The organism is Micromonospora sp. NPDC005252, from assembly GCF_042872475.1.
In the GTDB taxonomy this organism is placed as follows: Bacteria; Actinomycetota; Actinomycetes; order Mycobacteriales; family Micromonosporaceae; genus Micromonospora.
In genome coordinates, this window is record NZ_JBIAKN010000009.1 from 229,017 (window position 1) to 252,907 (window position 23,891).

Here is a 23,891-nt window from a genome sequence, read left to right on the forward strand (position 1 = left end):
CGGTCACGTGGCGGTGCCGCACACCCGCGACAACCAGCCCGTCGCCGTCTACACCGCGACGACGTCGGCGACGACGCAGGCGATGTTGTCCGGCGCCCCCGCGGCCCGCGCCGCGGCGACCAGGTCCCGCACCGCGTGTTCCGGATCGGCGGCCGCGCTCAGCGTCGAGAACAGGGCGGCCCGGTCGACGACCGCCCACAGTCCGTCGGAGCACAGCAGGTACCGGTCACCGGGCAGCGCCGCCCGCAGCGCCAGGTCGGCCTCGACCTGCTGACCGCCGCCCAGCGCGCGCACCAGCAGCGCCCGCTGGGGGTGCGCGCCCGCCTCGTCGCGGTCGAGGCGGCCCTGATCCACCTGGGCCTGCACCCACGTGTGGTCCTGCGTCAACAGGGACAGCTCACCGTCGCGCAGGAGGTACGCCCGGGTGTCACCGACGTGCACCAGCGCCAGGTGGGTGCCGCTGCGCAGCAGCGCGGTCAGCGTGGTGGCCGGCTGGTGGTCGTCGGTCGCCAATTCGCGTACGACCCGGTCGGCGTCGGTGACCGCCCCCGCCAGCGTCGTCAGCAGGTCGACGGCCGGCCCGTCGGTGAGATCCAACGCGGTGAGGGCGTCGACGGCGGCGGCGCTGGCGGCCCCGCCGCCGGGCCCTCGCACCCCGTCGGCGACCGCCAGCAACCGGTCACTGGCGTACGCGACGTCCTCGTTGCTGTCCCGCACGGTTCCGGTGTCACACCCGGCGGCGTAGCGGACGGCGACTGTGCGGTTCGTTCTCGACATGGTGGCGCTCCCTTCGGACAGGTGATCCACGAGGAGGCTGGCGAGCCGGGCGCGAGCCGCGGTGTCGACCGACACCTGCCGCCAGTACGCGGTGACCGCCTCCGCCGCCGCCGCGGGCTCCAGGTCGCACACGGCGCGGATCTGCGCCAGCGGCATGCCGATGCGACGCAACTGGGCCACCAGCCGGGCCAGCGGCACCTGCCGCGGGTCGTAGAGCCGGTATCCCGACTCGGGATCCACCGCGGCCGGCGCCAGCACTCCCACCCGTCCGTACAGGCGCAACGCCTTCGGCGTCAGTCCCGCCGCCCGGGCGAACGCCCCGATGGTCAGCAACCCCACGTCGGCATCCTCCTCGCGCCGGTCACGGCGACCGGCACGCACCACCCTGGGGGTTGCCCACAGGTCAAGGTCAAGCCCGGCGACACCGCCGCCGGTAGGTTGGGCCCATGCGTGTTGTCATCGCCGGAGGCCACGGCAAGATCGCCCTGCTGCTCCAGCGGCACCTCGCCGGCCGCGGCGACACCGCCGTCGGCCTGATCCGCAACCCCGACCAGGCCGACGACCTGCGCGCCGCCGGCGCCACCGCGGTCGTCTGCGACCTCGAACACGCCGACGTCGACGAGGTCGCCGCGCACCTGCGCGACGCCGACGCGGTGGTCTTCGCCGCCGGCGCCGGCCCCGGCAGCGGCGCCGCCCGCAAGGACACCGTCGACCGGGCCGCCGCCGCGCTGCTCGCCGACGCCGCCACCCGCGCCGGCGTCCACCGCTACCTGCTGGTCTCCTCCATGGGCGTGGACAACCCACCCGCCGCCGGCACCGACGACGTGTGGGCCGCCTACCTACGCGCCAAACGAGCCGCCGAGGACGACCTGCGCGCCCGCGACCTGGCCTGGACGGTGCTGCGCCCCGGCCGGCTCACCGACGACGAACCCACCGGGCACGTCACCCTCACCCGACACGCCGGCCGAGGCGACATCAGCCGCGCCGACGTCGCCCTGGTCCTCGCCGCGCTCCTGGACGAACCCCGCACCGCCGGCACGACCCTGGAACTCGTCGGCGGAACGACACCGATCGCCGACGCCGTCCGCGCCGCCGCGAGATGACCCCCGGGCTGGGGTCGCGGTACGTGACCCCAACCCGGGCCGGTCAACGCTGGTGGTGACGCGGCAACGCCGCCTGCCCCACCACGCCACCCACGAAGGGCGCCCCCGGCGTCTCCTTCGCGATCCGGTCCATCGTGCGCGCCAACTGCTCACTGCCGTCGTCGAGATGCCGCGCCGCCGCCTGCATGTGCGACACCATCATCTCGCCGAAGATCCGCAACGCCTCCCGGGTCGCCACCGTGTCGTCGAAGCTCGGCCCGGCCGTACTGCGGTACTCCGCCACCGCCCGCTCGGCCTCCTGCTTCGCCTCCTCCGCCGCCGCCCGCATGTAACTCTCGTACTGCAACCGGGCGTACTCGGCGACCCGCCGCGCGTAGTCGTGCGCCTGCGCGATGATCTGCTCGGCCTCCCGCTGCGCCGCCGACAGCAGATTCACCTCCTTGGCCGCCGGCACCTTCACCGCCGCGCCCGTGCTCGGGATCACCCCGTGGCGGTGCAACTCCACCCGGTCGGTGAGCCGCTCGTTCTCCGCCCGCAGGTTCGCGATCTGCGTCGCCAACAGATCCAACTCGTCGGCGACCTGCACCCGGAACCGGTCCACGTCCGCGTTGTCGTAGCCACGCCGCGCGAACGGCGCCGTCCCGAACTCCCACCGCCGAACCCGGTCGGAGGTCATCCGCACCTGCACACCGCCGGACACCTGAATCCCGTCGTACCGGCTGATCGGGGTCGCGCTCACCTCTCACCCCCCTCACTCGACTGCTGGACCGCCGTACGCCACGCCGGGCCGTACCACTGCTTGCCCAGACCCTCGTGATGCACCTGACCCTCGTGGTAACCCGCCCGAGCCAACGTCTGCACCGCGTGCGACACCATCTCGTCCGACCCGCACACGTACACGTGCCGCGAACGCCAGTCACCATCGGCCAACGCCCGGTCCACCGCGTACACGAACTCACCCGGCCGGTTCGCGTCCGCGCCCACCACGTACGTCACCGTCAACCACGGACACGACGACGCCAACTTGTCGATCGCGTCGCTGTCGTAGAACTCGCTGCGCGACCGCGCACCCACGTACAGATCCACGCGACGACCGGAACCCTCCGCGGCGACCTGCTCCACCAGCGCCTTCACCGGCGCCCAGCCGGTGCCCGACGCCAGCAGCAACAGGTCACTGGAACCCGCCGCCCACAACGCCAGGCGCTCCCCCACCGGCGCGGCCAGATGCACGCGGTCCCCCACCGCCGAGCCGTACACCAGCCGCGACGACACCGCGCCACCCGGAGCGGCCCGCACATGCAACTCCAGCGTGCCGTCCGCGCGCGGCGCGTTCGCCGGCGAGTAGTACCGCCACGACCGCACCGACGGATGCGACACCCCGATCGACTGACCCGGCGTGAACGGCAACAGGTACTGCGGACGCACCGTCAACACCGCCACGTCGAACGCCCGCCGCTCATGGGACACGATCTCCGCCACCCACCACGGCGGGTTCACCGCCTCCGCGGCCTGCGCCGCCTCCGTCATCACCTGCGCGATCAGCCCGTACGCCGCCGCCCAGTCCTGGGCCAGCTCATCGGTCCACTGCTCGGCGAGAAAATGCTGCAACGTCGCCAACAGCGCCTCACCGACCGCCGGATAGTGCTCCGCGCGGACCGCGAACTTACGGTGATCCGCGCCGAGGTCCTGCAGGAAACCCACCAGCCGATCGACCTGATCCACGTGGGACACGATGTGGCCCAGCGCGGTGACCAGGCGGTCCCGCTGCCCCGCCATGTTCGTGGGGAACATCTGCCGCGTCTCGGGATGCGCCAGAAACAACGTCGAATAGAAGTAGAGCGGCACCTCGTCGCCGTGCCCGGCGACGAGGGACCAACTCTGCTTGAGTCGGGCCGCGTCCACGCTCAGACGCCCGGACGCTCTCCGGTGGCCACCACCTGGTCCTGCACCTGCGCCAGCACCGCCCGCACGTCGTCCTGCACGTCGGCCGGAACACCCAACTCGGTCAGCGTCGCGATCAGGTACTCACCGACCTTGGCGTAGTGCGCCACCGGAATGCCCAACGGCTGGTGCGCCTCGGCCAACCCGCGACCGGTGTACTCGTTCGGGCCGCCCAGCACCACCGTCAACATCAACGCCAGGTGCCGACGCTGGCCCGCCATGTCCACAGTGGCGAAATAACCCGCCAACTCCGGATCGGCGAGCACCTTGTCGTAGAACAGCTCCACGGCCGCCTTCACCGAACCCGCTCCGCCGATGCGGTCGTAATTCGAGGCGGGAGCGGTCTCTTCCGTAACCGTCACGGTCGTTCCTTCCGGGGTGACAGGTCGCGCGCGCGGTGACGCGCAGGGGCAACGGCCACCGACGCCACACCGTCAAGCCGCTGCGGCACACCGGGGACCGTGACGGACCATAGCGTGCCCGCAACCTCCGGTCAGGGCCCCCCTATCGGTTTCCCGACAGTCGACGCACACGCATCGTCACCACAGTGGACCCCGAAGATCCACCCACGGCAACCAGAAGATCACCCACGGTATCCACTGTGGAAAACGTCACCCGGGGAAACCGTCACCCGGACGCCACGACCTGACCCGCAGTCACCAGACAGCCGTAGCCAAAAGAGTCACCCGTATCGCCGGACCGGGCACCAGCGGACGCGCAGCGCGACTCAGCCGGCCCGCCGCCGCGCCCGCCGCGCCGCCAACTCGTCACCCACCGGATCCGACGAGGGCCCCACCACCGGCTCCGCCGGGCCGCTCGCCGCCGGCTCCGCCGGCAGATGCGACAACGACCCCTGGATCTCCTTGAACGCCCCACCGATCGCGATCCCGAAGACGCCCTGCCCACCCTGCAACAGGTCGACCACCTCCTCCGGGGACCGACACTCGTACACCGTCGTCCCGTCGGAGATCAGCGTGATTCCCGCCAGATCCTCCACACCACGCGACCGCAACGCCTCGATCGCCTTGCGGATGTTCTGCAGGGACACCCCCGCGTCCAACAACCGCTTCACGACCTTCAACACCACCAGATCGCGGAACGAGTACAACCGCTGCGTCCCCGAACCCGACGCGTCCCGGACGCTCGGCACCACAAGCGTCGTGCGCGCCCAGTAATCCAACTGCCGATAACTGATGCCCACCGCGTGACACGCCGTCACACCTCGGTAGCCCACCGAGCCGTCACCCTCAGTCGCCACACCCGGCGACGACGCACCCGGCTCACCCAACTGTGTACCCGGATCAGGATCCTGCGGCTCGTGCATCCGGACAACCTCCCCGTCAGTGCGGCGACGCGTCGTTTCCGGGACGCGCACCCCTCGACACGGCAACCCTAACGCCACCTTCAGGGGTTACCACGGAGGAACCGACGCGACACGCCGCGCAGCCACCGAGAAAGATCACCACACAACGCCGACGTCACCCACCGTGACACCAGCGCGGAACCGAGCCACTCAGCCCGCGAAATCCTCCGGACGCACCTGCTCCAGGAACTCGCGGAACTTCTCCACCTCGTCCTCCTGCTCGTCGGGGATGACGATCCCCGCCTCGCTGAGGACCTGCTCCGCACAACGAATCGGCGCACCGACCCGCAACGCCAACGCGATCGAATCGCTCGGCCGCGCCGACACCCGCACCCCATCGCCGATCAGGAGATCCGCGTAGAACACGTTCTCCTTCAGCTCGGTGATCTCCACCGCCTGCAACGGCGCCTGCAACGCCGCCAACACATCCCGCAAAAGATCATGCGTCAACGGACGGGCCGGCTTGACCCCCTGCTGCTCATAAGCGATAGCCGTGGCCTCGACCGCGCCGATCCAGATCGGCAGATAGCGGTCGCCCTCGACCTCCCTGAGCAGGACGATCGGCTGGTTGCTCGGCAGCTCCACCCGAACTCCGACCACGCTCAGCTCGCGCACCGCCGCCTCCGTGTCGTTGTCACCTACGCCGCACCGCGCCCTTCCCTGCACGGTACACGGACCGCAACACGGTCGTCCGATGCGCTACAGCACCACGCCCGCGCCAGAGAGGGGTTACCCCGGCAAGCCTACGGCACGCTTCGGAGAAGAGATCTTTCCGCTCCACCGCCGCCTGCCGGGCACCCTCACCGACCCAACGTCGACCGAAGCCCCACCCGCACCAACGCCGCGTGCAACTGCTCCGACAACGCCACCAACTCCCGCGCCGTCTCCGCCGCCCGCGCCCGCGCCGCCGGATCACTCTGCCGCGCCAACGGCGCCACCAACTGCGCGAACAACCCGACCTCACGATCGGCCGCGCTCCGGTAACCCCGCAGATGCCGCGGCTCCAACCCGTACGCCGCCAAACCCGCCACCGCCGACGCGATGATCAACGCATCCGCGTCGTACCACCCCGGCGGATCCGACACCAGCACACCGAGCCGCTCCAACTCCACAAGCGTCGACTCGTCGATCCCACTGCGAGCCACCAGCTCAGCCCGGCCGAGCCGCACCTGCGACGACTCGGCCGGCTCCGCCGACTCCCGACCCGGCACCGCACCATCGGGCCCCACCGCGACCAACGCCGGCCGCGACCGCTCCGGCTGCTCGCCAGACGAATCCCACTGGGCCAACTGCTCACGGATCACCCGCAACGGCAGGTACCGGTCCCGCTGCGCGGTCAGCACGAACCGCAACCGCGCCACATCGTCCCAGCTGTACTTCCGGTAACCCGCCGCCGTCCGCTGCGGCTCAACCAGCCCCTCGGCCTCAAGGAACCGCAGCTTCGAAATCGTCGTGTCCGGGAAATCCACCCGCAACTGCCCCAGAACCTCACCGATGCTCATCAGCGGCTGGGACCGGGCCGCCCCGGGTGGCGTGGAGGCCGCAGGCTCGTTCACCCCCGGCCGGCCTCCTCCTCCGGGCGCGGACCGGCGATGAACACCACCCGGAACTTACCGATCTGTACCTCGTCACCATTGCTCAACGTGGCCGCCTCGACCCGCTCACGATTCACGTACGTGCCGTTCAGGCTACCCACGTCCCGCACCGTGAACGTCCCACCATCACGGTGGAACTCCGCGTGCCGGCGCGACACCGTCACATCGTCGAGGAAGATGTCACTGTCCGGGTGCCGGCCACTGGTCGTCACATCGTGGTCCAACAGGAACCGGGCACCCGCATTCGGGCCGCGACGAACCACCAGCAGCGCCATACCCGGCGGCAACGAACCGGACATCCGGCTCGGCACCACATCGGTGTCCGGCCCTTCCAGCACTTCGTCGAGCGAGCCGAGATTGAGCGTCGAGGTGACGTCGAGTGGGGGGAACTCGTCGTCTGGGCGCGTCATGGGACCACCTCACGGATCTGTTCGGTCGGCGTCGGGTAATGGCGGGTCTGGCCGCCGGGCGCTCGTCCACCCGGCGGCTGGCTCCCCGTGCCCGGGAAGGCAATTCCACAACGCTCAACTAATGGATTCTTCTCGGTCGACTGGGCGAGCCTAGCCAGCGCCGAAATGCAGGGCAACCGGACGCGCGCAGACATCCCGCACACCGGATCAAGCACACTCAGCCTTCGGTGATCTTCTGGTACGCGCCCGCCGTCAGCAACCCGTCCGTCGCCGTCGGATCGTTCGGAGTGATCTCCACCAGCCAACCCGCACCGTACGGATCCGTGTTGATCAGCTCAGGGGTGTCACCCAGCGCGTCGTTGCGCGCCGCCACCGTGCCCGCGACCGGCGCGTAGATCTCCGACACACTCTTGGTCGACTCGATCTCACCCAGCGAGTCACCGGCCGCGACCACCGCACCCGCCTCCGGCAACTGCACGTACACGATGTCACCCAACGCGTCCTGCGCGAAGTGCGTAATGCCGACCCGCACCGAGCCGGTACCGTCACCCGCCACCCACTCATGCTCGGCGGTGTATCGCAGATCCTCGGGAATCACCAGACGCGTCCTCATCCATCGGTGCCCCGGACCACCCGGGCCCGGCGCGGCCGCGCCGGTCAGGAGACCGGACGGGCGTGTTCCTACTTGGTCGGCGCGTGCAGCGCCGAAACCTCGGCAACCTCACGCTCCCCAAACGTCACGTTACCGCCGTCACCCCGGACCGACGCGACCACCCCACCAGGAATGTTCAACGCCGTACGCATCGTCGCCGGATCACCGATCACCGTGATGGTGTACGGCCCCGTCAACCGACGCCCCTCCACCATCAACGACCCGTTGTCCCCATCCAGGAAGTACGTCGATGCGATCACCCGCACCGTCGCCCGGTCACCACCGGAGATCTGCATCGCCTCCGCGCCCGCGCCCCGCAACTCCTGCACCGCGTCCAACACCCGGTCCGCCGTGATCGGCTTGACCCCGTTGCTGGAGAACTGCACCGTCAACCCCGGACCCACCGCCGGCAACGTGCCCGCCAGAATCCCCAGCTCGTCCGCCCGACGAGTCGCCTCGTCCAACGCCGCCTGCCGACCCTGCGCACCCGAGGCCAACTGCCGCTGGCTCTCCTCCAACGCCCGAATGTCCTGCTGGAGACGGTTCTCGCGCGCATCCAGATCCGACAGGATCCGCACCAGATCCTCCTGACGCGTCGCCCCCAACGTCGGATCCGTGGACGTCGTCCGCAACTGCACGACAAGCGTGAACCCCAGCAACGCCAACAACGCCGCGATCATCACCCCGGCCGCGCTGAACCGCGACCGACCCGCCGCCACCGCAGGGGCCGACTCCGCCACCGGCTCGTCCACCGGCTCACCCGCCCGCGCCACCGCGCTCAGGTCCACCGTCGCGCCGTCATCGACCGGGGCCACCCCGGGCTCCGCATCCGGAGACTCCGGCTCCTTCGTCGGACCGTGCGGCGCCAACGGACTCAACTCGTCCGGATCCGGCGCGTCCGGCCGCGGATCCGGCTCACCCGCCGGCCCACCCGGCCGCCCCGGCACCGCCGGCTGCGGCCAGCCCGTCCCCGTCTCCGCCTGCTCGTCGCTCATCGCTGTCAAACCTACGCCCGGAACAGGTGCCGACGGATCGCCGCCACATTCCCGAAGATCCGCACACCCAGAACGACCACCACACCGGTGGACAACTGCCCGCCCACCCCCAACTGATCCCCCAGATACACGATCAGACCCGCCACCAGCACGTTCGAGATGAACGACACCACGAACTGCTTGTCGTCGAAGATGCGGTCCAACTTCGCCCGGACCCCACCGAACACCGCGTCCAACGCGGCGACCACCGCGATCGGCAGGTACGGCTGCAACGCCGCTGGCACCGTGGGATCAAGCCACACGCCCAGCACCACACCGGCGAGCAACGCCAGCACCGCGATCATCCGCCACCTCCGGAAGGACTAGCGGTCCCCGGCGAACCCGACGACCCAGGACTGCCGGACCGGACACCCGACCCCGAAGGGCTCGGACTGACCGACGGCTTGGCGTAGCGTAGCTGCGGCTCCGGAGCCGCCGGCAGGGTGAGGTCCTCCGCCTTGCGCACACCGAACGACAGGCCGGTCTTCTGCGCGACGTCCTGCATCACCGCCGCGCTGCGACTGTCCTCGAACTTGCGCCGCATCGACCCCGGCCCGATCGCCGACACCTCGTACGGCCCCGTCACCGGCCGGAAATCCACCAGGATCGCCTCGCCCGCCGTACGGATCGTCGACGTCGACGTCAACCGCTGCCCATTGATCGCGATCGCCTCGGCACCGGCGCTCCACAACGCGTTCGCCACACCCTGCAGATCGCTGTACAGCACCTGCGGCGGCCCCGCGCCCTTACCGGTCACCGCGTCCGCGTTGCCCGGGGCGTCCGCCAGGCGCACCACCACACCGTCACCCCGCACCCGGCCGAGCCCGGTGACCGCCTCCAGGTCCCGCAGACGTGCCGCGGTCGACCCGCTCAACGCCGCGTCCCGCTGCCGGCTGACCTCCTCCCGCAGCTGATCCGCGCGCGCCGACAACCGGTCGGTCTGGCTCTCCCGCTCCTTGATCTGCGCCACCAACCCGGAGCGGGCCTGAGCACGCCCCGGCTCGTCCGCCATCGTCTGGCGATACGCCACCGCGAACAGGAAACCCAGCACCACCACCACGACCAGGCTGACCGACCGCGCCGGCCAACCCCGGGACTCGTCTTGCGACGACGCCACCCGCTCGCGCGCGGCCGCCGCGTCCGCGTACCCCGGATCCAGGGGGTTGCGGAACAGCTCGGTGAGGAAGTCCGGGGCGTACACCCGATCCGGGCGGGGACGCTCCGGCGGCGTCGCGCTCACGCGGCCGCTCCCGGGTCGCGCGCCGCGCGCACCAGCCTCGACGCCTGCACCACGTACATCGCGCCGGCCACCCAGTAGAGCACCAGCCCCCACCAGGCCAGCCCCCAGCCGATCGCGGCCGTCGCCGTCGCCGCCTGACTCCACTCGGTGGCCAACAGCAGCACCGGGAACGCCGCGAGCAGCAGGAACGTGGCGGTCTTGCCCACGTAGTGCACCGGTGGCGGCCCGTACCCGTAGCGGCGCAACACCGCCAGTGAGCCGAGCAGCAACGCCTCCCGGGCCAGCAGCGCCGCCGTGAACTGCCACGGCACGACCTCCCGGGCGGTGAAGGCAAGCAGCGTGGCGAGGATGTAGAGCCGGTCGGCGAGGGGGTCGAGCAGCTCCCCGAGCCGGCTCACCTGACTCAGCCGGCGCGCGATCCAACCGTCGACCCAGTCGGTGGTGCCGCCGATGGCCAGCACCACCACCGCCGCCACGTCCGCGCGGGCCACCAGGAACAGGTAGAGGAACAGGGGTACGCCCAGCAGGCGCCCGAAGCTGATCAGGTTGGGCAGGGTGAGCACCTGGTCGCCGGGAGTCTGGTCACCGGTGTCCCGCGGATGCTCTGCCCGAGCCGGCCGACGCGACACCCGAACCTCCTCCACCGCACGCCCCGACGCCAGACCGAGATCGGGCGCGGCGGAGGTCGTACGCGCTGTCGGGCCGGCAACCGCCGGCTCCCCTGCGGCCCCGGGTTGGGACCTCTGTCCTGATGCGGCCCGCGATCTCGATGATCGCGGGCCGGGTGAGTGCGCTGCCACTATATCGGGCTTCCCCGCGCTCCTCGGCCGCCGCCGCGTGCTGTCGGTGCGGCCGTGCCGCACTGTGGCGTGGATCACCACGCGTAGAGCGTCCTAGGATACTAGTGGAAGGGGGACGGCGGTTCAGGCCGTCTGGACCGCTTGATCGGTCTGCTGCTCCGGCACCGTCTGCGTGGCCGCCCGACCGAAGGCGAGCAACGACAGCAACAGATCGTGCTGCATCCGGGGCGGCATCCGGTCCAACACGGCCTGCACCGCGCGCTGGCGCCGCTCCGCCAGCTCCCGCAGCAGGGTCAGGGCGGCGGCGGTCGGCACCAACCGCACCTCCCGCCGGTCGCGCGGGTCGGCCACCCGGCGCAACAGACCGGTCGCCTCCAGCCGGTCGCAGAGGCGGCTGGCCGAGGAGGGCACCACGTCCAGCAGCTCCGCGAGACCGTTGACGTTGGTCTCCCGTCGGCCGCTGATCAGCATCAGCACCCGCAGCTGGGTCGGTGGCACCTGATGCCGCGACGCCGCCGAGTCGAGCACGGCGATCAGCGTCTCGGCGGCCGCGTCGATCGCCGAGGCGAGATCCGCAGGTCGCTCCACCCGATGTCCCCTGCCGTCGTCACGCTGGTGCCCGCCCGGCGCGGCGGCGGCGACCCTCATCCGCCGTCCCGCTCACGCGGACCATGCCAGTCGAGGCAGACGACGACGGCGTCGTCGCGCAAATCGGAATCCGCGTGATAGGCGTGTAGTTCGCGCATCACCGTACCAACCGCCTCGGTCGCCGGCTGCAACCGTGTGGCCCGCAGGGATCGGGCCATCATCCGCTGCCCGTACGGCTCCCGCCCCGCCGGCTCGGCCGCCCACACGCCGTCGCTGACGACGAAGACACGGTCACCCGGCGCGAGCTGGAACTCCTGCAGCTCGTAGCGGGTCTCGGCGAACATGCCCAGCGGCAGTTGCTGCTCCAGCTCCACCGGCTCGACCGTCGCGCCACGCATCCGCAGCAGGTGCGGCGAACCGGCGTCGACCGCCCGCACCCGCCCGGTGCGGATGTCCAGCTCGAGCAGCAGCGTGGCCACGTACCGACGGCCACGGTGCTGGTAGTAGACCGTGTCCGAGGCCAGCTCCGCCTGCTCCACGAGGCCACCGCCGGAGCGGCGGGCGTTGCGCATCGCGTTCACGGTGACCGCCGTCAGCAGCGACGCGGCCAGGCCCGTGCCCTCGCCGTTGAGCACCGTCAGGGTCAGCCGGTCACCGTCCAGCGACCAGTCGAAGTGGTCGCCACCGACGGTGTACGCCGGTTCCAACTGCCCGGCCAGGTGAAAGGCGCGGTGCGCCACGCTACGACCGGGCAGCAGGTCCCACTGCATCTCGGCGGCCATGCTGAGCCGCTCCCGGCGACGGGCCCGCCGATAACGGTCGGTCTCCCGGTCCGCGGCCCGCATCGCCACCGCCAGGTCGCCGGCGATGTCGGTGGCGCGGCCGGTCATCGCCGGGCCCGGGACGGTCGGCAGTTCGATGAGCAGCACACCCAGCCGCTCCCCCCAGACCGTCAGGGGCAGGTAGAGCCGGCAGACTCCGTCGTCCAGCCCGTCGCGCACCGGCTGCTGGCTGGAGAAGCAGCGCTGCGCCACGGTGTGCTGGGCCAGGGCTCCGGCCGCCGGCAGGTCCGGATCCAGCACCGGCCAGAGCCCGCTGATCCGGTAGTCGGCGACGAACACGTCGGTGCGTAACGCGCCCAACGCCGACCGGATCGCCCGGTCCGCCGCTTCCGCCAACTGGTCGGGCGCGGCCTCGCGCAGCGCGCGCGACACCCCGTCCGGCGCGTCCACCATGGTTGGTCGTCCCTCCAGAAACTTGCTACAGGGCAAGCATCATACGGACGCCACCGGGCAGCCGGTCGTCGCGGGTCAGTCGGCGTCCCGTGTCGCCAGTACGCCGTGAAAGGCGTCCGGCACATCGGCGGGCGGGCCGGCGGGCCGCCACCGGTGGACCGGGACGATCCCGTCCGACGTCGGCGTCCACCGGCCCAGCAGCGGGGCGAACGCCGCCGGGGGACGCATCCGGAACGCCGGACCCATCATCGCCAGCGCCTGCGGGTGGGCGGCCAGCTCCTCGGTGTCGAAGTCCACGGCCAGCAGGCTGCCCGGCGCCGCGTCGGCGAACAGCTCGTCGAGGGTGCGCGTGAGCGTGGCGTCGTCGAGGAACGCGGCGAGCCCGAGGAAGACCACCCCCACCGGCCGCCGCCCCCACCCGGGGACGAATCGATGCAGCTGGGCCGGGTCGATCGTGCCGATGTCGGTGGCGTCGCCGTAGCCGTAGCCCGCCCGGTCGCTGTCAGCGAGGATCCGCTGCCCCAGCCGGATGGTGACCGGGTCGACGTCGGTGTAGAGCACGGTGGCCTCGGCGGCGACCTCGTGCACGTTGCCCATCGTGGGCACCCCCGCGCCGAACACCAGGAACCCGTCCACGCCCTGCTCGACCATCGCCCGCACCGCCCGGCGCAGGAACGCCCGCAACTCCCGGAAGACCGGCGCGCACGGCCCGTACGCCTGCTCGAAGGCGGTCGCCGCGGCCACGTCGACGTCGAAGTGGTGTTTCCCGCCGAGCCAGAAGTCGATCATGCGAGCGGTGCTCGGCTCGTCCGGTTCATCCATCGACGACGCTCCTCCCCGTCCGGTCGCCGCCAGCGTACCGACCCGGGCCCGACCGGCGGTATCGCTCCGTCGCGCCGCCACGCCCGCGATACTGGCTCGGCGGGAGGTGAGACGGGTGAACTCGGCGGATAGCGCGGCGGTGGTGGTCGGCGTGGACGGCTCGGAGCCGTCCCTGCGCGCGGTGCGCCTGGCCGCCGCCGAGGCCGTCCGCCGGCACCGGCCGCTGCGGGTGGTGCACGGGTTCATCTGGCCGGTGCTGCACGTGCCGGTCTCCCCCGCTCCCGACGCGCCGCCCGGCGCCGGACTGCGCCACCGGGCCGAGGAGCTGGTCGCCGCCGCGGTGGCCGAGGCCGAGGCGACCGCGCCCGGGCTGACGGTCTCCGGCGAGATCATCGACGGCGAGGCGTCCGCGGTGCTGGTGGGTGAGTCCCCCACCGCCGCGCTCATCGTGCTCGGCGACCGCGGGGTGGGCGGCTTCTCCGCGCTTGTCGTCGGCTCGGTGGCGGTGCAGGTCTGCGCGTACGCCGGCTGCCCGGTGCTCGTCGCCCGCGGCGACCAACGCCCCGACGAGCCGGTGCTGGTGGCGATGGACGGCTCGGCGGCGTCCCGGCTCGCCGCCGACTTCGCCGCCGAGACCGCGGTGGCGCGCGGCGTGCCGCTGCGCGCGGTGCACGCCTACCGGCACCCCGGCAGCAGCGGCCCCGGTGACATGCAACCCCTGGTGTACGACGAGGCGCAGTTGCACGCCGAGCAGGAGCGGATGCTCACCGGCTGGCTGGACGGGCTGACCGACCGCCACCCGGGGCTGCGGCTGACCTGGCGGGCGGCGCACGGCCGCGCCGGCGCGGTGCTCGCCGAGGCGTCCCGTTCGGCCCAACTGTTGGTCGTCGGGGGGCAGGGGCGCGGCGAGGTGACCGGCTTGCTGCTGGGGTCGGTGAGTCAGTCGGTGCTGCACCACGCCCGCTGCCCGGTCGCCGTGGTCCGCGGCCCCCGCTGACACCCTGGGGTTGGCCCCCCGCCAGACGGGTAGACGGCCGCGGTACGCCAACGGCGACGAAGGAGGCAGCAGATGCCAGGACCACGGCCGGGCAGCAACGCGTACGACAAGCAGCGGGCGCGGTTGCGCAACGCGATCGACGACTCCGGACGCCGGGTGCCCGACGGCAAGGCCAACCAGGTCGCGAACCGGATCCTGCAGGAGGATCGCGGCCAACGGGGCGTCGTACGCGGCGAGCGCACCTACGGCCCCAAGAGTGAACGCGAACCGGGCGACCCGAAGTGAGGGGGGTCGACCTGGCCGACGGCGCCATCGCGGGCGCCGTCGGCAGCACCGCGCTCAACGTGGTCAGCTACCTGGACATCGCCCTGCGGGCACGGCCGGCGAGCAGCACACCGGAGCAGACCGTCGACCGGCTGGCCGGCATCGCGCACGTGGACCTGGGGTCGGGGCCCCGGGCGGCCAACCGCCGCTCGGGGCTGGGGCCCCTGATCGGCTACGGGCTGGGCATCGCCGCCGGCGTGGCGTTCGCGCTCTACGCCGGTGGTCGGCGCCAGCCACTGCCGATGGCCACCGGCGTGCTCGGCGCCGGCGTCATGGCGATGACCGACGGGTCCATCACCGCGCTGGGGATCAGCGATCCGCGCACCTGGCGGCGCTCCGACTGGATCTCCGACATCATCCCGCACCTGGCATACGGACTGACGGCCGCCGCCACCTGGAACAGGTTGCGGCGGCCGTCCGGTCACGGTCGTTAGGCGCGGGCGTCGCTGTCGTCCTCCGCGACCGGCTCACCCGCCGGGCCGTACGGCGACACCTGGCCCTTGGGCACCGGCCGACCGGCGTCTCCGCGCGACGTGCCGCGGTTGAGCGGATGCCCGGTCGGCTGGGGCCCCTTGCTGTCCTGACTCGTCGCTCCCTTGGCGTTGCGCCGGAACTCCTCCTGCTGCGGGTTGACCACGAGTGTCTCCCTCCGGGTACGGCAGGCGGCATCGACCGCCTCCACCGGCGGCATACCCGTCCGGCCGGGCGGCATTCCGGTCCCGCCCCGCGCCCGCAGGGCTAGCCGCGCCCAGGGTGGGTACCCACCCGGTGTGGGTGACGATCGAGCGGTGGTGCGGGTCCTGCTGGACCGGCGCAGCCACACGTACGCCGAGGAGGCCGGTATCCGGCTCGCCGACCGCCCCGGTCCGCTGTACCAGCTGCTGGTGCTGGCCACCCTGCTGAGCACCCGGATCCGGGCGTGCGTGGCGGTCGACGCCGCGCGGGAGCTGTTCGCGGCCGGCTACCGCACGCCGCAGGCGATGGAGGCGGCGAGCTGGCAGCAGCGGGTCGACGCGCTGGGCCGCGGTCACTACCGCCGCTACGACGAGCGCACCGCCACCATGCTCGGCACTGGCGCCCGGCTGTGTCTGGACCGCTGGCACGGCGACCTGCGGCGCCTGCACCGGGACGCCCAGGGCGACCCGGCCGGGCTGCGCCGACGGCTCACCGAGTTCCCCGGCATCGGGCCCACCGGCGCGGACATCTACCTGCGCGAGGCCCAGACGGTCTGGTCCGACCTGCGCCCGTACGCCGACCGTCGGGCCCTCGCCGGCGCGAAGCGGCTGGGCCTGCCGGGCTCACCGGACCGGCTGGCCGGGCTGGTCGCCGAACCGGATTTCGGCCGGCTCGCCTCGGCGCTGGTCCGGGTGGCGCTCGGCGAGGAGTCCGCGGGCGAGGTCACCCGTGTCGCCGCCGGGTGAGGCGCTCACTTGACCGGCTTGTCTCCCTGGGGTCGGGTCAGGTGCCACACGCCGAGCGCGGCGAGCAGCGCCAGGACGATGACCCCGCCGGAGATGCCACGGCCCTCCTCGGGGCTGCGGCCCGCGCTGCCGAAGTAGATCACCGCGAGACCGGCGAGCACGGTGACGAACGTACGCAACCCTCGGTCCTTCACGTACCGCACGGTAGGCGAGGAGCATCCGCTAGGGGGTGTTTCGCACGTGTTGTCCCTCTTCTGGGCGACGCGTTCAGCGCTCGGCGACGAAACCACGCAGCCGCACCCGCCGCACCGCCCGGTCGGCGACCTCCACCACCTCGATGGTCAACCCGGGCAACCGCACCGTCTCGCCCGGCTCACCCGGCAGGTGACCCAACCGGGCCAGCACCAGCCCGGCCACCGTCGTGTACTCCCGCGACAGCGGGAAGCTCAGTCGCACCCCCAGATCGGGCAGGTCGTGCAGGGGGAAGTCACCGGGCACCAGCAGCGCCCCGTCCGGCTCCCGGGCCACGCCGCGCACGTCGCGGTCGGTCTCGTCGTACAACTCGCCGACGACCTCGGCCAGCAGGTCCTCCAGCGTGACGATGCCGTCGATGCCGCCGTGCTCGTCGACGACGAGGGCCAGTTGCTGGTGTTCCTGGCGCAACCGGCGCAACGCGTCGGCCACCGGCAGGGTCACCGGGAGCAGCAACGGCGACCGGACCCGCTCCCCCACCGTCCCGGTGCCGGCCCGCACCAGATCGCGGATGTGCACCACGCCGACCACCTCGTCCAGACCGCCGGGGCCGGTCACCGGGGCGCGGGACCGGCCTGCGGCGGCCAGCAGGCGTACCCCCTCGTCGGCGGCCACGTCGGTCGGCAGCGTGGTCACCTCCCGGCGGGCCACCAGGATCTCCCGCAGCGTCCGACCGGCGATGTCGAACGCGCCGGTCAGGATCTCCCGCTGCTGCGCCGACAGGCCACGCTGACTGACCAGCATCTCCCGCAACTCCTCCTCGGTCATCTCCTCCCGACTGGCCCGGGGGTCCCCGCCGGCCAGCCGGACCACCATGTCGGTGGCCCGACTGAGCAGCCACACCGCCGGGCGGGACACCCGGGCGAGCAGGTCCAGCGGCCCGGCGCTGAGCAACGCCCACCGCTCGGCCCGCTGCATGGCCAGCCGCTTGGGCGCCAACTCGCCCAGCACCAACGTGACGAAGGTCAGCGCCACGGTCACCAGCAGCACCGAGGCCGGGCGGGCCGCCGCGCCGAGGAAGCCCAACGGGCCGACCAGCGGCTGGGCGAGCGACACCGCCGCGGCAGCCGAGGCGAGGAACCCGGCCAGGGTGATGCCGAGCTGGATGGTGGCCAGATAGCGGTTCGGGTCCCGCGAGAGCCGGACCAGCCGGTCACCGGCGCGGGTCCGCCGACCCAACCGGCGCAGCTGCCCCTCCCGCAGCGTCACCAGCGCCATCTCGCTGCCGGAGAGCGCGGCGTTGACCAGCACCAGCACGGCCACCAGCGCCAACTGCCCCAGCTGACCGCCCACCGCCCACCCCCGTTGACCGCCTGAGGTCACCTAACCGCAGCGCGCCCGGCTCCGGGCCCCGTTTCCGGCCGGCGGGGCGCTCAGTCGACCTCCAGGTCGTCCAGCGAGATGGAGTGGGTCATCAGCCACCGGGCCAGCGCCGACATGCCGAACAGCCAGAGCGGCACCGACTCGGTGGGGCCGTTGGTCGCGTAGATGGCGAACCGCAGATCCGGCGCGCGGTACGCCTCGATCCGCCATTGGTGCTGCCGGTCCCGCCAGACCGCCGAAGGGTCCATGGCGTCACCGTAGGTGACCGCCGACGGTCGAGGGGCCGGTTAGCCCGGCACCACCGCGACGCCGAGCACGGCACGCGCGGCGGACACCAGCAGGACGATGCCGATCCCGGCGAGCAGCAGCCAACCGACGCCGCGCCACCCCGAGGCGCGAACGGGCGGCGGCACCGGCGGCGGCCGCCACATCTCCCGGTACGACCAGGCCAGCACGCCCACCCCGAACGGCAGGAGCCCGATCCAGTACCAGAACCACCGGGTGCCGACCAGCGGCGGGGCGCCGCCGACCAGCCGGACCAGCCACAGCAGGGTCACCGCGCCGGCGAGCAGCCCGGCGGCGTCGGCGATCCGGTGCGCGGCAGCGCCGGCGCTCTGCCACAGGTCCGCCGACGCGGCCAGTCTCGCGTCCAACCCGGCGGGCCGCTCCGTCGACTGCGGCCCGGCGGGCTCCGCCTGCGCGTCGGGCGGCTCGACGAAGGCGTACCGGACCCGGCCACTCGGCACGCTCCAGGCGATCATCGCGCCCTGCGGGTCGTACCGCGGCTGCGGCCGGCTGCCCCAGTACGCGTCGTCGTCGGCCCAGCCCGACGCCCGTTGGAAGCTCACCACCCGGCCCGCCGCCAGATCCCGGTCGAGCTGGCCCGCCGTCGCCTCGCGCGGCGCCACCCACCATGCCAGCGGAGCCCACAGCACCCACAGCAGCGGCAACCCCCAGCGCAGCGCGACCGAGACGACACCACGCCACCGGTCAGCGAACGGCCGCGACGGGGACAGGGACGGGGACAGCTCGGCCATCTGTTCACCCTGGCAGCCCGCCGCAATCCTGTCCGCCCCGGATCATCGCGGTGGCGCGCTCAGGTGACGACGACCCGGGCGTCGTCGGGCAGGCGGCGGGTGACGCCGCGGCGGTCCAGCAGCTCCAGCAGCGGCACCGCCACCCGGCGGGTGGTGTCCAACGCCTGCCGGGCCGCCGACAGGGTGAACGGCTGCGGCAGCCCTGCCAGCACGGTGACCGCCGCGTCGAGGGCGTCGGGCAGCAGCACCACCGTGTCGGCCAGCCGCAGCAGCGCGCCCGCGCGTACCGCCGCACCGATCTCCCGGGGGCCCAGGCCCAGGTCGACGAGGCGGTCCGCCTCGGGGGCGCGAAACGGCCGGTCGGCGTATTCGGCGCGGACCCGCTGCACGGCTCGGGCCACCGGCTCCGGCAGGGTGTCGACGGCGGCCGTGCCGATCCGCCCACCGTGGACCCGCAGCGGCGGGCGGATCAGCGCCTCGACCAGCGCCCGGTCGGGCAGAGCGAGGCGTTGACGCAGCGCGTCCACCGGCATGCCCGGCTCCAACGGGTGCTCCCGGGCGTACCGGCCGACCTCCTCGGTGAGCTGCTCGCCGAGCCGCTGCCAGTGCGCGGGGTCGGCCAGCCAGTCACCGGCCACCGGCGTGGCCTGCACCGGCACACCCATCCGGCGCAGCGCGCCGACCCGCACCAGCCGACGGCGGCGCAGCTCACCGGCCAGGTCGGGTCGACCGTCGAGGTCGGCGAGGACCGTCGCGCGGGCGGCGGCCGCGCCTCGCCGCGACAGCGGTGGCGGCGCCACGTCGAGGACCCGTACGCCGCCGGCCACGTGGTGTCGGCCGGGATCACGCAGCAGCGCCCGGTCGCCGACCAGCAGCGGCAACGGGCGGGCCAGCCGCAGCCGGACGGTGTCCGCGCCGAGCGGCCGGACCCGCACCGGCACCGCCGCCGACCCCACGTGCAGGGTGAGGGTGGCGGGCAGGTCGGCGGCCGGGTCGCCGGTGAGCCGTACGTCGATGACGTCGGTGTGGTGGAACCGGCCCGGGGTGAGCAGCGCGTCGCCGCGGCCGAGCCGGTCACGGGGCGTACCGCGCAGGTTGACCGCCACCCGGGCCACGGCCGCCGCCTCCGGACGGGCCTCGCCGAGGGAGTGCAGGCCCCGAACCCGAACCAGTTCGTCGGCCCCGGCCAGCTCCAACTCGTCGCCGACGCGCAACCGGCCGGCGCCCAGCGTGCCGGTGACGACGGTGCCGCTGCCCCGCACGGTGAAGCTGCGGTCCACCCAGAGGCGCACCGGAGCGTCCACTGTGGGGGCGGGCAGCCGGGCGGTGAGCCGGTCCAGCGCGGCCCGCAGTTCCGGCAGGCCGGCGCCGGTCAGCCCACTGACCGCCACCGTCTCCACCGCGCCGAGGCTGCTCGCCGCGATCTCGGCGCGGGCCCGCTCCGCCGCCGGCGCGGGGTCGGCCAGGTCCGCGCGGGTCACCACCAGCAGGCCGTACCCGACGCCGAGCGCGTCGAGCGCGGCCAGGTGCTCGGCGGACTGCGGCATCCACCCCTCGTCGGCGGCGACCACGAGCAACGCGGCCGGCACCGGCCCGACCCCCGCGAGCATGTTCGGCACGAACCGCTCGTGCCCGGGCACGTCGACGAAGGCGATGGTGGCGCCGGACGGCAGCGTCGTCCAGGCGAAACCCAGGTCGATGGTCATGCCCCGGCGGCGTTCCTCGGCCCATCGGTCGGGTTCCATCCCGGTCAACGCCCGGACCAGGGTCGACTTGCCGTGGTCGACGTGCCCGGCGGTGGCGACGACGAACATGATCAGTCGTCCCCTCCGACGCGCAGCACGGCCGCCAGGACCGCCTCGTCGGCGTCGACGGGAACACAGCGCAGGTCGAGCAGGAGCCGGCCCCGCACCACCCGGCCGAGCACCGGCTGGTCACCGGTGCGCAGCGGCACGGCGTACCGCTCGGGCAGGCTCAGCGCCCACGAGTCCAGCTCGACGCCGGGGGCGCCGCCGCCGCCGACCACGGCGACCGCCGGGACGACCTCCGCCTTGCGTCCCTCCGCGCCGAGCCGGTCACGCAGCAGCTCCACCCGGCTGCGCAGAGCGGCCGGGTCGGCGTGCAGCGCGGTCCGCGTCGGCGTGTCCGGGCGGTGCAGGGTGACGGCCAGCGCGGCCAGGGTCAGCTTGTCCACGCGCAGCGCCCGGGCCAGCGGGTGGCGGCGTAGCCGTTCGACAAGCGCGGCGTCGCCGAGCAGCAGTCCGGCCTGGGGGCCGCCGAGCAGCTTGTCGCCGCTCGCGGTGACCAGGGCCGCGCCGGCGCGCAGGGTGCCGGCCGCGTCCGGCTCGTCGGGCAGCAGTGGATCCGGCGCGAGCAGCCCGGAGCCGATGTCGGCGACCACCGGCACGTCGAGCGTGGCCAGTTGGCGTACCGGTGTGGCCGAGGTGAAGCCGGTGATCTGGAAGTTCGACGGGTGCACCTTGAGCACGAAGCCGGTCTGCGGTCCGACGGCCGCGGCGTAGTCGTCGAGCGTGGTGCGGTTGGTGGTGCCCACCTCGCGCAGGCTGGCGCCGGTGCTCTCCAGCAGGTCCGGCAGGCGGAAACCGTCGCCGATCTCGACCAGTTCGCCTCGGCTGACGACGATCTCCCGGCCGGCGGCCAGCGCGGTGGCGGCCAGCACCAGCGCGGCGGCGCCGTTGTTGACCACGTGTACGGCGGCGGCGTCCGGCACGGCGGCGGCCAGCGCGTCCATCGCGTCCCGGCCACGACGCGCGCGTCGCCCCGTGCGCAGGTCCAGCTCGACGTCGGTGTGGCCGGCGGCCGCCACGACCGCGGCGACGGCGGCGGGTGACAGCGGCGCCCGACCCAGATTGGTGTGCAGCACGACGCCGGTGGCGTTGAGCACCGTCCGCGGACCCGGGGCGGGCAGCCCGGCGACCACGGCGTCGGGGACCTCGTCGGGCTCGATCTCACCGCGGCGGGCCCGCTCCTGCGCCTGGACGACGGCGGCCTTGACCCGGTCCCGGCCGAGGGTCGCGACGGCCTCGGCCAGCCGCGAATCGGCGAGCAGCGTATCGGTGCGGGGCACCCGGCGTCGCGGGTCCACGCTGCCGTCGCGCATCACGTCACTCCTGCCGCCGTTGGCGGAGACGGACGGGAATCGAACCCGCCTGGCCCGGGTCCCGGACCACACCGGTTTTGAAGACCGGGAGGGGCACCAGCCGCCTGAACGCCTCCGTCGGACATTCGATCACAACGCCCAAGCGGCCGCTCAGTCAGCCGCCGGATCCACCCCGGTCCGTCGAGCATTCACCCGCTCGCGTTGCGGCACCACCGTGTAGCGCGGGTCGCGCGCCGACGCGACGCCACCGTAGAAGATGCCGAACCGGGTGGCCACCGACGCGCCCAGCAACGCGACCCCGGACAACGCGCCCGCCGCGCGGCTGCGCCGGCCGAGCAGCGCCCCGACCACCCCGGCGACGGTCAGCAGCCGACCGGCGCGCAGCAGCCGACCGGGCCGCCCCGACCGGTAGGGCTCGCTGAGCAACCCCAGGCGGGTCTCCACCCGGTGCGCGCCGTACAGCTCCAGGGCCGCGCCGGCCACCGCCATCCGGCGGGCCGGCCCCGCCTGCGCCGGTGACGCGGCGAGCAGACCCACGCCGGCCCCGCTGGCCAGCGCGCTGCCCGCGAAGATGACCGGCAACTCGGGGTACGCCTCATGCCACGACGGCACCGCCGTGTCGGCGAGCAGCACCCCGGTGTACGTGGCCAGCGCCGGCGCGGTGGCGGCGGCGACGATCCCGGCGGCGTGCCCGACCGGCGGCAGTGCCCGCCCGGCCAACCCGAGCAGCCCGCGGCGGGGCAGCAGGCCGGCGCCCTCGGCGATCGCGGCGACCCCGGCGGCCGGCCCGAACGCGGTGAGGATCCAGGTGCCCACCGACATCGGCGAAGTTGGTTTGGCCACCCGCAGCATGTGGTGGAACCGCTCCGGCCGGCCCAGGTCCCGGATCAGGAAGACGGCGCTGGCGCTGACGGCGCCCAGCGCGGTGACCCGACCGGCGCGGCGCAGCACCGGCCGGCCGGTGAGCTGCCCTCCCGCGGCGAGCAGCGACGAGCCGGCGGCCAGCCCGCCGGTGAACAGGTACGCGGCGATGTCCCACTTCCAGACCGGCGCCTTCAGGATGGGCCGCCCGTAGTACGACGTGAACTCGGCCTCCGGAACCCGCAGCTCCTCGCCGCCGCCCCGGCCGCGCCGCCGGCCCGCCCGCCGGGCAGGGTCGCCGCCGGGCTGCCGTGCGACCGAGTCACCACCGGGCTGCCGTGCGGCCATCTCGTCGCGGGCGTTGGTGAACCGGCGGAACCGATCGCCCACCCGGGGGCGCTCTGTGCTCACGAGGATCCTCCGATGACGAACGCGGCGACGGTCGCCGCCGTCATGGCCAGCGCGGCGAGGCCGGCGCGTTTCCACATCGCCGGCAGATCCCGCGTCGTCACCACCGGATCCGGCGGCAACCCATACACCTCCGGCTCATCCAACAACAGGAAGAACGCCCCGTCACCACCCACACCGTCGTTCGGATCCTCCCCGTACAACCGCGCCTCCGACACCCCCTGCTCATGCAACGTGTCCACCCGCTGCGCCGCCCGCTCCCGCAACTCGTCCAGGGGCCCGTACTGAATCGACTCCGTCGGACACGCCTGCGCACACGCCGGCGTCATCCCCGCACCCAACCGGTCATAACACAGCGTGCACTTCCACGCCCGACCATCACCCCTACGCTGATCGATCACCCCATACGGACACGCCGAAATGCAGTACCCACACCCATTACAGATGTCCTCCTGCACCACCACCGTCCCGAACTCCGTCCGAAACAACGACCCCGTCGGACACACATCCAAACAAGCCGCATGCGTGCAGTGCTTACACACATCCGACATCATCAACCACCGAAAATCCGACCGCTGCTCCACACC

30 protein-coding genes and 1 tRNA gene are annotated in these 23,891 nt (G+C 73.1%); 5 read left to right on the plus strand and 26 right to left on the minus strand.

What is annotated here, in order from left to right; genetic code table 11:
• Nucleotides 1-48: 48 nt before the first annotated feature.
• Nucleotides 49-1,116 carry a MerR family transcriptional regulator gene (locus tag ACFYPH_RS24320; RefSeq protein ID WP_387184840.1) on the minus strand — a complete coding sequence of 356 codons (1,068 nt, stop codon included), beginning with the start codon at nucleotides 1,114-1,116 and terminating at the stop codon, nucleotides 49-51.
• A 107-nt stretch (nucleotides 1,117-1,223) separates the two neighbouring features.
• On the opposite strand from ACFYPH_RS24320, the gene ACFYPH_RS24325 reads away from it, so the two are divergent.
• Nucleotides 1,224-1,880: an NAD(P)-binding oxidoreductase gene (locus tag ACFYPH_RS24325; RefSeq protein WP_355068087.1), complete on the plus strand. Its 657-nt coding sequence runs from the start codon at nucleotides 1,224-1,226 to the stop codon at nucleotides 1,878-1,880.
• 43 nt (nucleotides 1,881-1,923) lie between these two features.
• Here the strand turns inward: ACFYPH_RS24325 and ACFYPH_RS24330 are convergent, their stop codons facing one another.
• The 15 genes from ACFYPH_RS24330 to ACFYPH_RS24400 form a co-directional block, all read right to left on the minus strand.
• Nucleotides 1,924-2,619 (minus strand): DivIVA domain-containing protein, encoded by a 696-nt coding sequence (locus ACFYPH_RS24330; RefSeq protein ID WP_355138785.1) that lies wholly within the window; start codon nucleotides 2,617-2,619, stop codon nucleotides 1,924-1,926.
• Nucleotides 2,616-3,782 carry a globin domain-containing protein gene (locus ACFYPH_RS24335; protein WP_355138783.1) on the minus strand — a complete coding sequence of 389 codons (1,167 nt, stop codon included), beginning with the start codon at nucleotides 3,780-3,782 and terminating at the stop codon, nucleotides 2,616-2,618. Before ACFYPH_RS24335 ends, ACFYPH_RS24330 begins: the two co-directional genes overlap by 4 nt.
• A gap of 2 nt (nucleotides 3,783-3,784) precedes the next feature.
• A complete protein-coding gene (locus ACFYPH_RS24340) occupies nucleotides 3,785-4,183 on the minus strand; it encodes a group 1 truncated hemoglobin (RefSeq protein WP_355068091.1) in 399 nt (132 codons plus the stop codon).
• Between the two features lie 365 nt (nucleotides 4,184-4,548).
• On the minus strand, nucleotides 4,549-5,145 hold the full coding sequence (locus tag ACFYPH_RS24345) for a MerR family transcriptional regulator (protein WP_354855312.1): 597 nt from the start codon (nucleotides 5,143-5,145) through the stop codon (nucleotides 4,549-4,551).
• A gap of 189 nt (nucleotides 5,146-5,334) precedes the next feature.
• Entirely contained in the window at nucleotides 5,335-5,799 is a 465-nt protein-coding gene (locus ACFYPH_RS24350) for a bifunctional nuclease family protein (RefSeq protein WP_007460347.1), read from the minus strand.
• A gap of 185 nt (nucleotides 5,800-5,984) precedes the next feature.
• Entirely contained in the window at nucleotides 5,985-6,686 is a 702-nt protein-coding gene (locus tag ACFYPH_RS24355) for a MerR family transcriptional regulator (protein WP_193376631.1), read from the minus strand.
• 50 nt (nucleotides 6,687-6,736) lie between these two features.
• Complete coding sequence (locus ACFYPH_RS24360; protein WP_007071101.1) at nucleotides 6,737-7,189, minus strand: FHA domain-containing protein; 453 nt, start codon at nucleotides 7,187-7,189, stop codon at nucleotides 6,737-6,739.
• A 217-nt stretch (nucleotides 7,190-7,406) separates the two neighbouring features.
• Nucleotides 7,407-7,787 (minus strand): glycine cleavage system protein GcvH, encoded by a 381-nt coding sequence (gene gcvH / locus ACFYPH_RS24365; protein ID WP_007460354.1) that lies wholly within the window; start codon nucleotides 7,785-7,787, stop codon nucleotides 7,407-7,409.
• A gap of 83 nt (nucleotides 7,788-7,870) precedes the next feature.
• Nucleotides 7,871-8,836 (minus strand): DUF881 domain-containing protein, encoded by a 966-nt coding sequence (locus ACFYPH_RS24370; RefSeq protein ID WP_387184846.1) that lies wholly within the window; start codon nucleotides 8,834-8,836, stop codon nucleotides 7,871-7,873.
• Between the two features lie 11 nt (nucleotides 8,837-8,847).
• Entirely contained in the window at nucleotides 8,848-9,180 is a 333-nt protein-coding gene (locus tag ACFYPH_RS24375) for a small basic family protein (protein ID WP_007460356.1), read from the minus strand.
• Nucleotides 9,177-10,115 carry a DUF881 domain-containing protein gene (locus ACFYPH_RS24380; RefSeq protein WP_355068094.1) on the minus strand — a complete coding sequence of 313 codons (939 nt, stop codon included), beginning with the start codon at nucleotides 10,113-10,115 and terminating at the stop codon, nucleotides 9,177-9,179. Before ACFYPH_RS24380 ends, ACFYPH_RS24375 begins: the two co-directional genes overlap by 4 nt.
• The gene (locus ACFYPH_RS24385) at nucleotides 10,112-10,744 is read right to left on the minus strand and encodes a CDP-alcohol phosphatidyltransferase family protein (protein ID WP_387184850.1); all 633 of its coding nucleotides are present in this window, start codon (nucleotides 10,742-10,744) and stop codon (nucleotides 10,112-10,114) included. Before ACFYPH_RS24385 ends, ACFYPH_RS24380 begins: the two co-directional genes overlap by 4 nt.
• A gap of 294 nt (nucleotides 10,745-11,038) precedes the next feature.
• On the minus strand, nucleotides 11,039-11,503 hold the full coding sequence (locus ACFYPH_RS24390; protein ID WP_354855316.1) for a MarR family transcriptional regulator: 465 nt from the start codon (nucleotides 11,501-11,503) through the stop codon (nucleotides 11,039-11,041).
• 56 nt (nucleotides 11,504-11,559) lie between these two features.
• Nucleotides 11,560-12,738, minus strand: coding sequence for a PP2C family protein-serine/threonine phosphatase (locus ACFYPH_RS24395; RefSeq protein ID WP_354855317.1), 1,179 nt, complete (start codon nucleotides 12,736-12,738; stop codon nucleotides 11,560-11,562).
• A gap of 75 nt (nucleotides 12,739-12,813) precedes the next feature.
• Entirely contained in the window at nucleotides 12,814-13,560 is a 747-nt protein-coding gene (locus ACFYPH_RS24400; RefSeq protein WP_387184854.1) for an SAM-dependent methyltransferase, read from the minus strand.
• 115 nt (nucleotides 13,561-13,675) lie between these two features.
• On the opposite strand from ACFYPH_RS24400, the gene ACFYPH_RS24405 reads away from it, so the two are divergent.
• The 3 genes from ACFYPH_RS24405 to ACFYPH_RS24415 all read left to right on the plus strand — a co-directional run bounded on the left by ACFYPH_RS24405 (nucleotide 13,676) and on the right by ACFYPH_RS24415 (nucleotide 15,315).
• Nucleotides 13,676-14,557 carry a universal stress protein gene (locus ACFYPH_RS24405; protein WP_387184858.1) on the plus strand — a complete coding sequence of 294 codons (882 nt, stop codon included), beginning with the start codon at nucleotides 13,676-13,678 and terminating at the stop codon, nucleotides 14,555-14,557.
• A 72-nt stretch (nucleotides 14,558-14,629) separates the two neighbouring features.
• Nucleotides 14,630-14,842 carry a phosphatidylethanolamine-binding protein gene (locus ACFYPH_RS24410; RefSeq protein ID WP_088948250.1) on the plus strand — a complete coding sequence of 71 codons (213 nt, stop codon included), beginning with the start codon at nucleotides 14,630-14,632 and terminating at the stop codon, nucleotides 14,840-14,842.
• On the plus strand, nucleotides 14,839-15,315 hold the full coding sequence (locus ACFYPH_RS24415; RefSeq protein WP_387184863.1) for a hypothetical protein: 477 nt from the start codon (nucleotides 14,839-14,841) through the stop codon (nucleotides 15,313-15,315). Before ACFYPH_RS24410 ends, ACFYPH_RS24415 begins: the two co-directional genes overlap by 4 nt.
• Here the strand turns inward: ACFYPH_RS24415 and ACFYPH_RS24420 are convergent.
• Nucleotides 15,312-15,518, minus strand: coding sequence for a hypothetical protein (locus tag ACFYPH_RS24420; RefSeq protein ID WP_354862918.1), 207 nt, complete (start codon nucleotides 15,516-15,518; stop codon nucleotides 15,312-15,314). The two genes, ACFYPH_RS24415 and ACFYPH_RS24420, sit on opposite strands and share 4 nt — an antisense overlap.
• Nucleotides 15,519-15,651: 133 nt before the next feature.
• Here ACFYPH_RS24420 and ACFYPH_RS24425 point away from each other — a divergent pair, with 133 nt between their 5' ends.
• On the plus strand, nucleotides 15,652-16,302 hold the full coding sequence (locus tag ACFYPH_RS24425; protein WP_354862916.1) for a hypothetical protein: 651 nt from the start codon (nucleotides 15,652-15,654) through the stop codon (nucleotides 16,300-16,302).
• Nucleotides 16,303-16,307: 5 nt separating this feature from the next.
• On the opposite strand, the gene ACFYPH_RS24430 is transcribed toward ACFYPH_RS24425, so the two are convergent.
• From ACFYPH_RS24430 to ACFYPH_RS24470, 9 genes are all read right to left on the minus strand, one after another.
• Nucleotides 16,308-16,496 (minus strand): hypothetical protein, encoded by a 189-nt coding sequence (locus tag ACFYPH_RS24430; RefSeq protein ID WP_354862920.1) that lies wholly within the window; start codon nucleotides 16,494-16,496, stop codon nucleotides 16,308-16,310.
• A gap of 73 nt (nucleotides 16,497-16,569) precedes the next feature.
• Nucleotides 16,570-17,847 carry a hemolysin family protein gene (locus tag ACFYPH_RS24435; RefSeq protein WP_387184868.1) on the minus strand — a complete coding sequence of 426 codons (1,278 nt, stop codon included), beginning with the start codon at nucleotides 17,845-17,847 and terminating at the stop codon, nucleotides 16,570-16,572.
• Nucleotides 17,848-17,927: 80 nt separating this feature from the next.
• On the minus strand, nucleotides 17,928-18,125 hold the full coding sequence (locus ACFYPH_RS24440) for a hypothetical protein (protein ID WP_088989536.1): 198 nt from the start codon (nucleotides 18,123-18,125) through the stop codon (nucleotides 17,928-17,930).
• 39 nt (nucleotides 18,126-18,164) lie between these two features.
• Entirely contained in the window at nucleotides 18,165-18,914 is a 750-nt protein-coding gene (locus tag ACFYPH_RS24445) for a hypothetical protein (protein WP_387184871.1), read from the minus strand.
• 59 nt (nucleotides 18,915-18,973) lie between these two features.
• Nucleotides 18,974-20,728, minus strand: a complete 1,755-nt coding sequence (gene selB, locus ACFYPH_RS24450; RefSeq protein ID WP_387184873.1) for a selenocysteine-specific translation elongation factor — start codon at nucleotides 20,726-20,728, stop codon at nucleotides 18,974-18,976.
• A gap of 2 nt (nucleotides 20,729-20,730) precedes the next feature.
• Nucleotides 20,731-22,035, minus strand: a complete 1,305-nt coding sequence (gene selA, locus ACFYPH_RS24455) for an L-seryl-tRNA(Sec) selenium transferase (protein ID WP_355068109.1) — start codon at nucleotides 22,033-22,035, stop codon at nucleotides 20,731-20,733.
• A gap of 20 nt (nucleotides 22,036-22,055) precedes the next feature.
• A tRNA-Sec gene (locus ACFYPH_RS24460) sits at nucleotides 22,056-22,151 on the minus strand.
• Nucleotides 22,152-22,185: 34 nt separating this feature from the next.
• Nucleotides 22,186-23,307, minus strand: coding sequence for an NrfD/PsrC family molybdoenzyme membrane anchor subunit (gene nrfD / locus ACFYPH_RS24465; protein ID WP_387184875.1), 1,122 nt, complete (start codon nucleotides 23,305-23,307; stop codon nucleotides 22,186-22,188).
• Nucleotides 23,304-23,891: 4Fe-4S dicluster domain-containing protein (locus ACFYPH_RS24470; RefSeq protein WP_387184878.1), on the minus strand; the 588-nt coding region annotated here is incomplete at its 5' end. The genes ACFYPH_RS24470 and nrfD, both read right to left, overlap by 4 nt.

Coding starts and splice junctions, on each gene's coding strand:
- ACFYPH_RS24325 (WP_355068087.1), top strand. CDS start 1,224: ATGCGTGTTGTCATCGCCGGAGGCCACGGCAAGATCGCCCTGCTGCTC.
- ACFYPH_RS24345 (WP_354855312.1), bottom strand. CDS start 5,145: ATGCACGAGCCGCAGGATCCTGATCCGGGTACACAGTTGGGTGAGCCG.
- ACFYPH_RS24355 (WP_193376631.1), bottom strand. CDS start 6,686: ATGAGCATCGGTGAGGTTCTGGGGCAGTTGCGGGTGGATTTCCCGGAC.
- ACFYPH_RS24360 (WP_007071101.1), bottom strand. CDS start 7,189: ATGACGCGCCCAGACGACGAGTTCCCCCCACTCGACGTCACCTCGACG.
- ACFYPH_RS24370 (WP_387184846.1), bottom strand. CDS start 8,836: ATGAGCGACGAGCAGGCGGAGACGGGGACGGGCTGGCCGCAGCCGGCG.
- ACFYPH_RS24375 (WP_007460356.1), bottom strand. CDS start 9,180: ATGATCGCGGTGCTGGCGTTGCTCGCCGGTGTGGTGCTGGGCGTGTGG.
- ACFYPH_RS24395 (WP_354855317.1), bottom strand. CDS start 12,738: ATGGTGGACGCGCCGGACGGGGTGTCGCGCGCGCTGCGCGAGGCCGCG.
- ACFYPH_RS24400 (WP_387184854.1), bottom strand. CDS start 13,560: ATGGATGAACCGGACGAGCCGAGCACCGCTCGCATGATCGACTTCTGG.
- ACFYPH_RS24410 (WP_088948250.1), top strand. CDS start 14,630: ATGCCAGGACCACGGCCGGGCAGCAACGCGTACGACAAGCAGCGGGCG.
- ACFYPH_RS24440 (WP_088989536.1), bottom strand. CDS start 18,125: ATGGACCCTTCGGCGGTCTGGCGGGACCGGCAGCACCAATGGCGGATC.
- ACFYPH_RS24445 (WP_387184871.1), bottom strand. CDS start 18,914: ATGGCCGAGCTGTCCCCGTCCCTGTCCCCGTCGCGGCCGTTCGCTGAC.
- selB (WP_387184873.1), bottom strand. CDS start 20,728: ATGTTCGTCGTCGCCACCGCCGGGCACGTCGACCACGGCAAGTCGACC.
- selA (WP_355068109.1), bottom strand. CDS start 22,035: ATGCGCGACGGCAGCGTGGACCCGCGACGCCGGGTGCCCCGCACCGAT.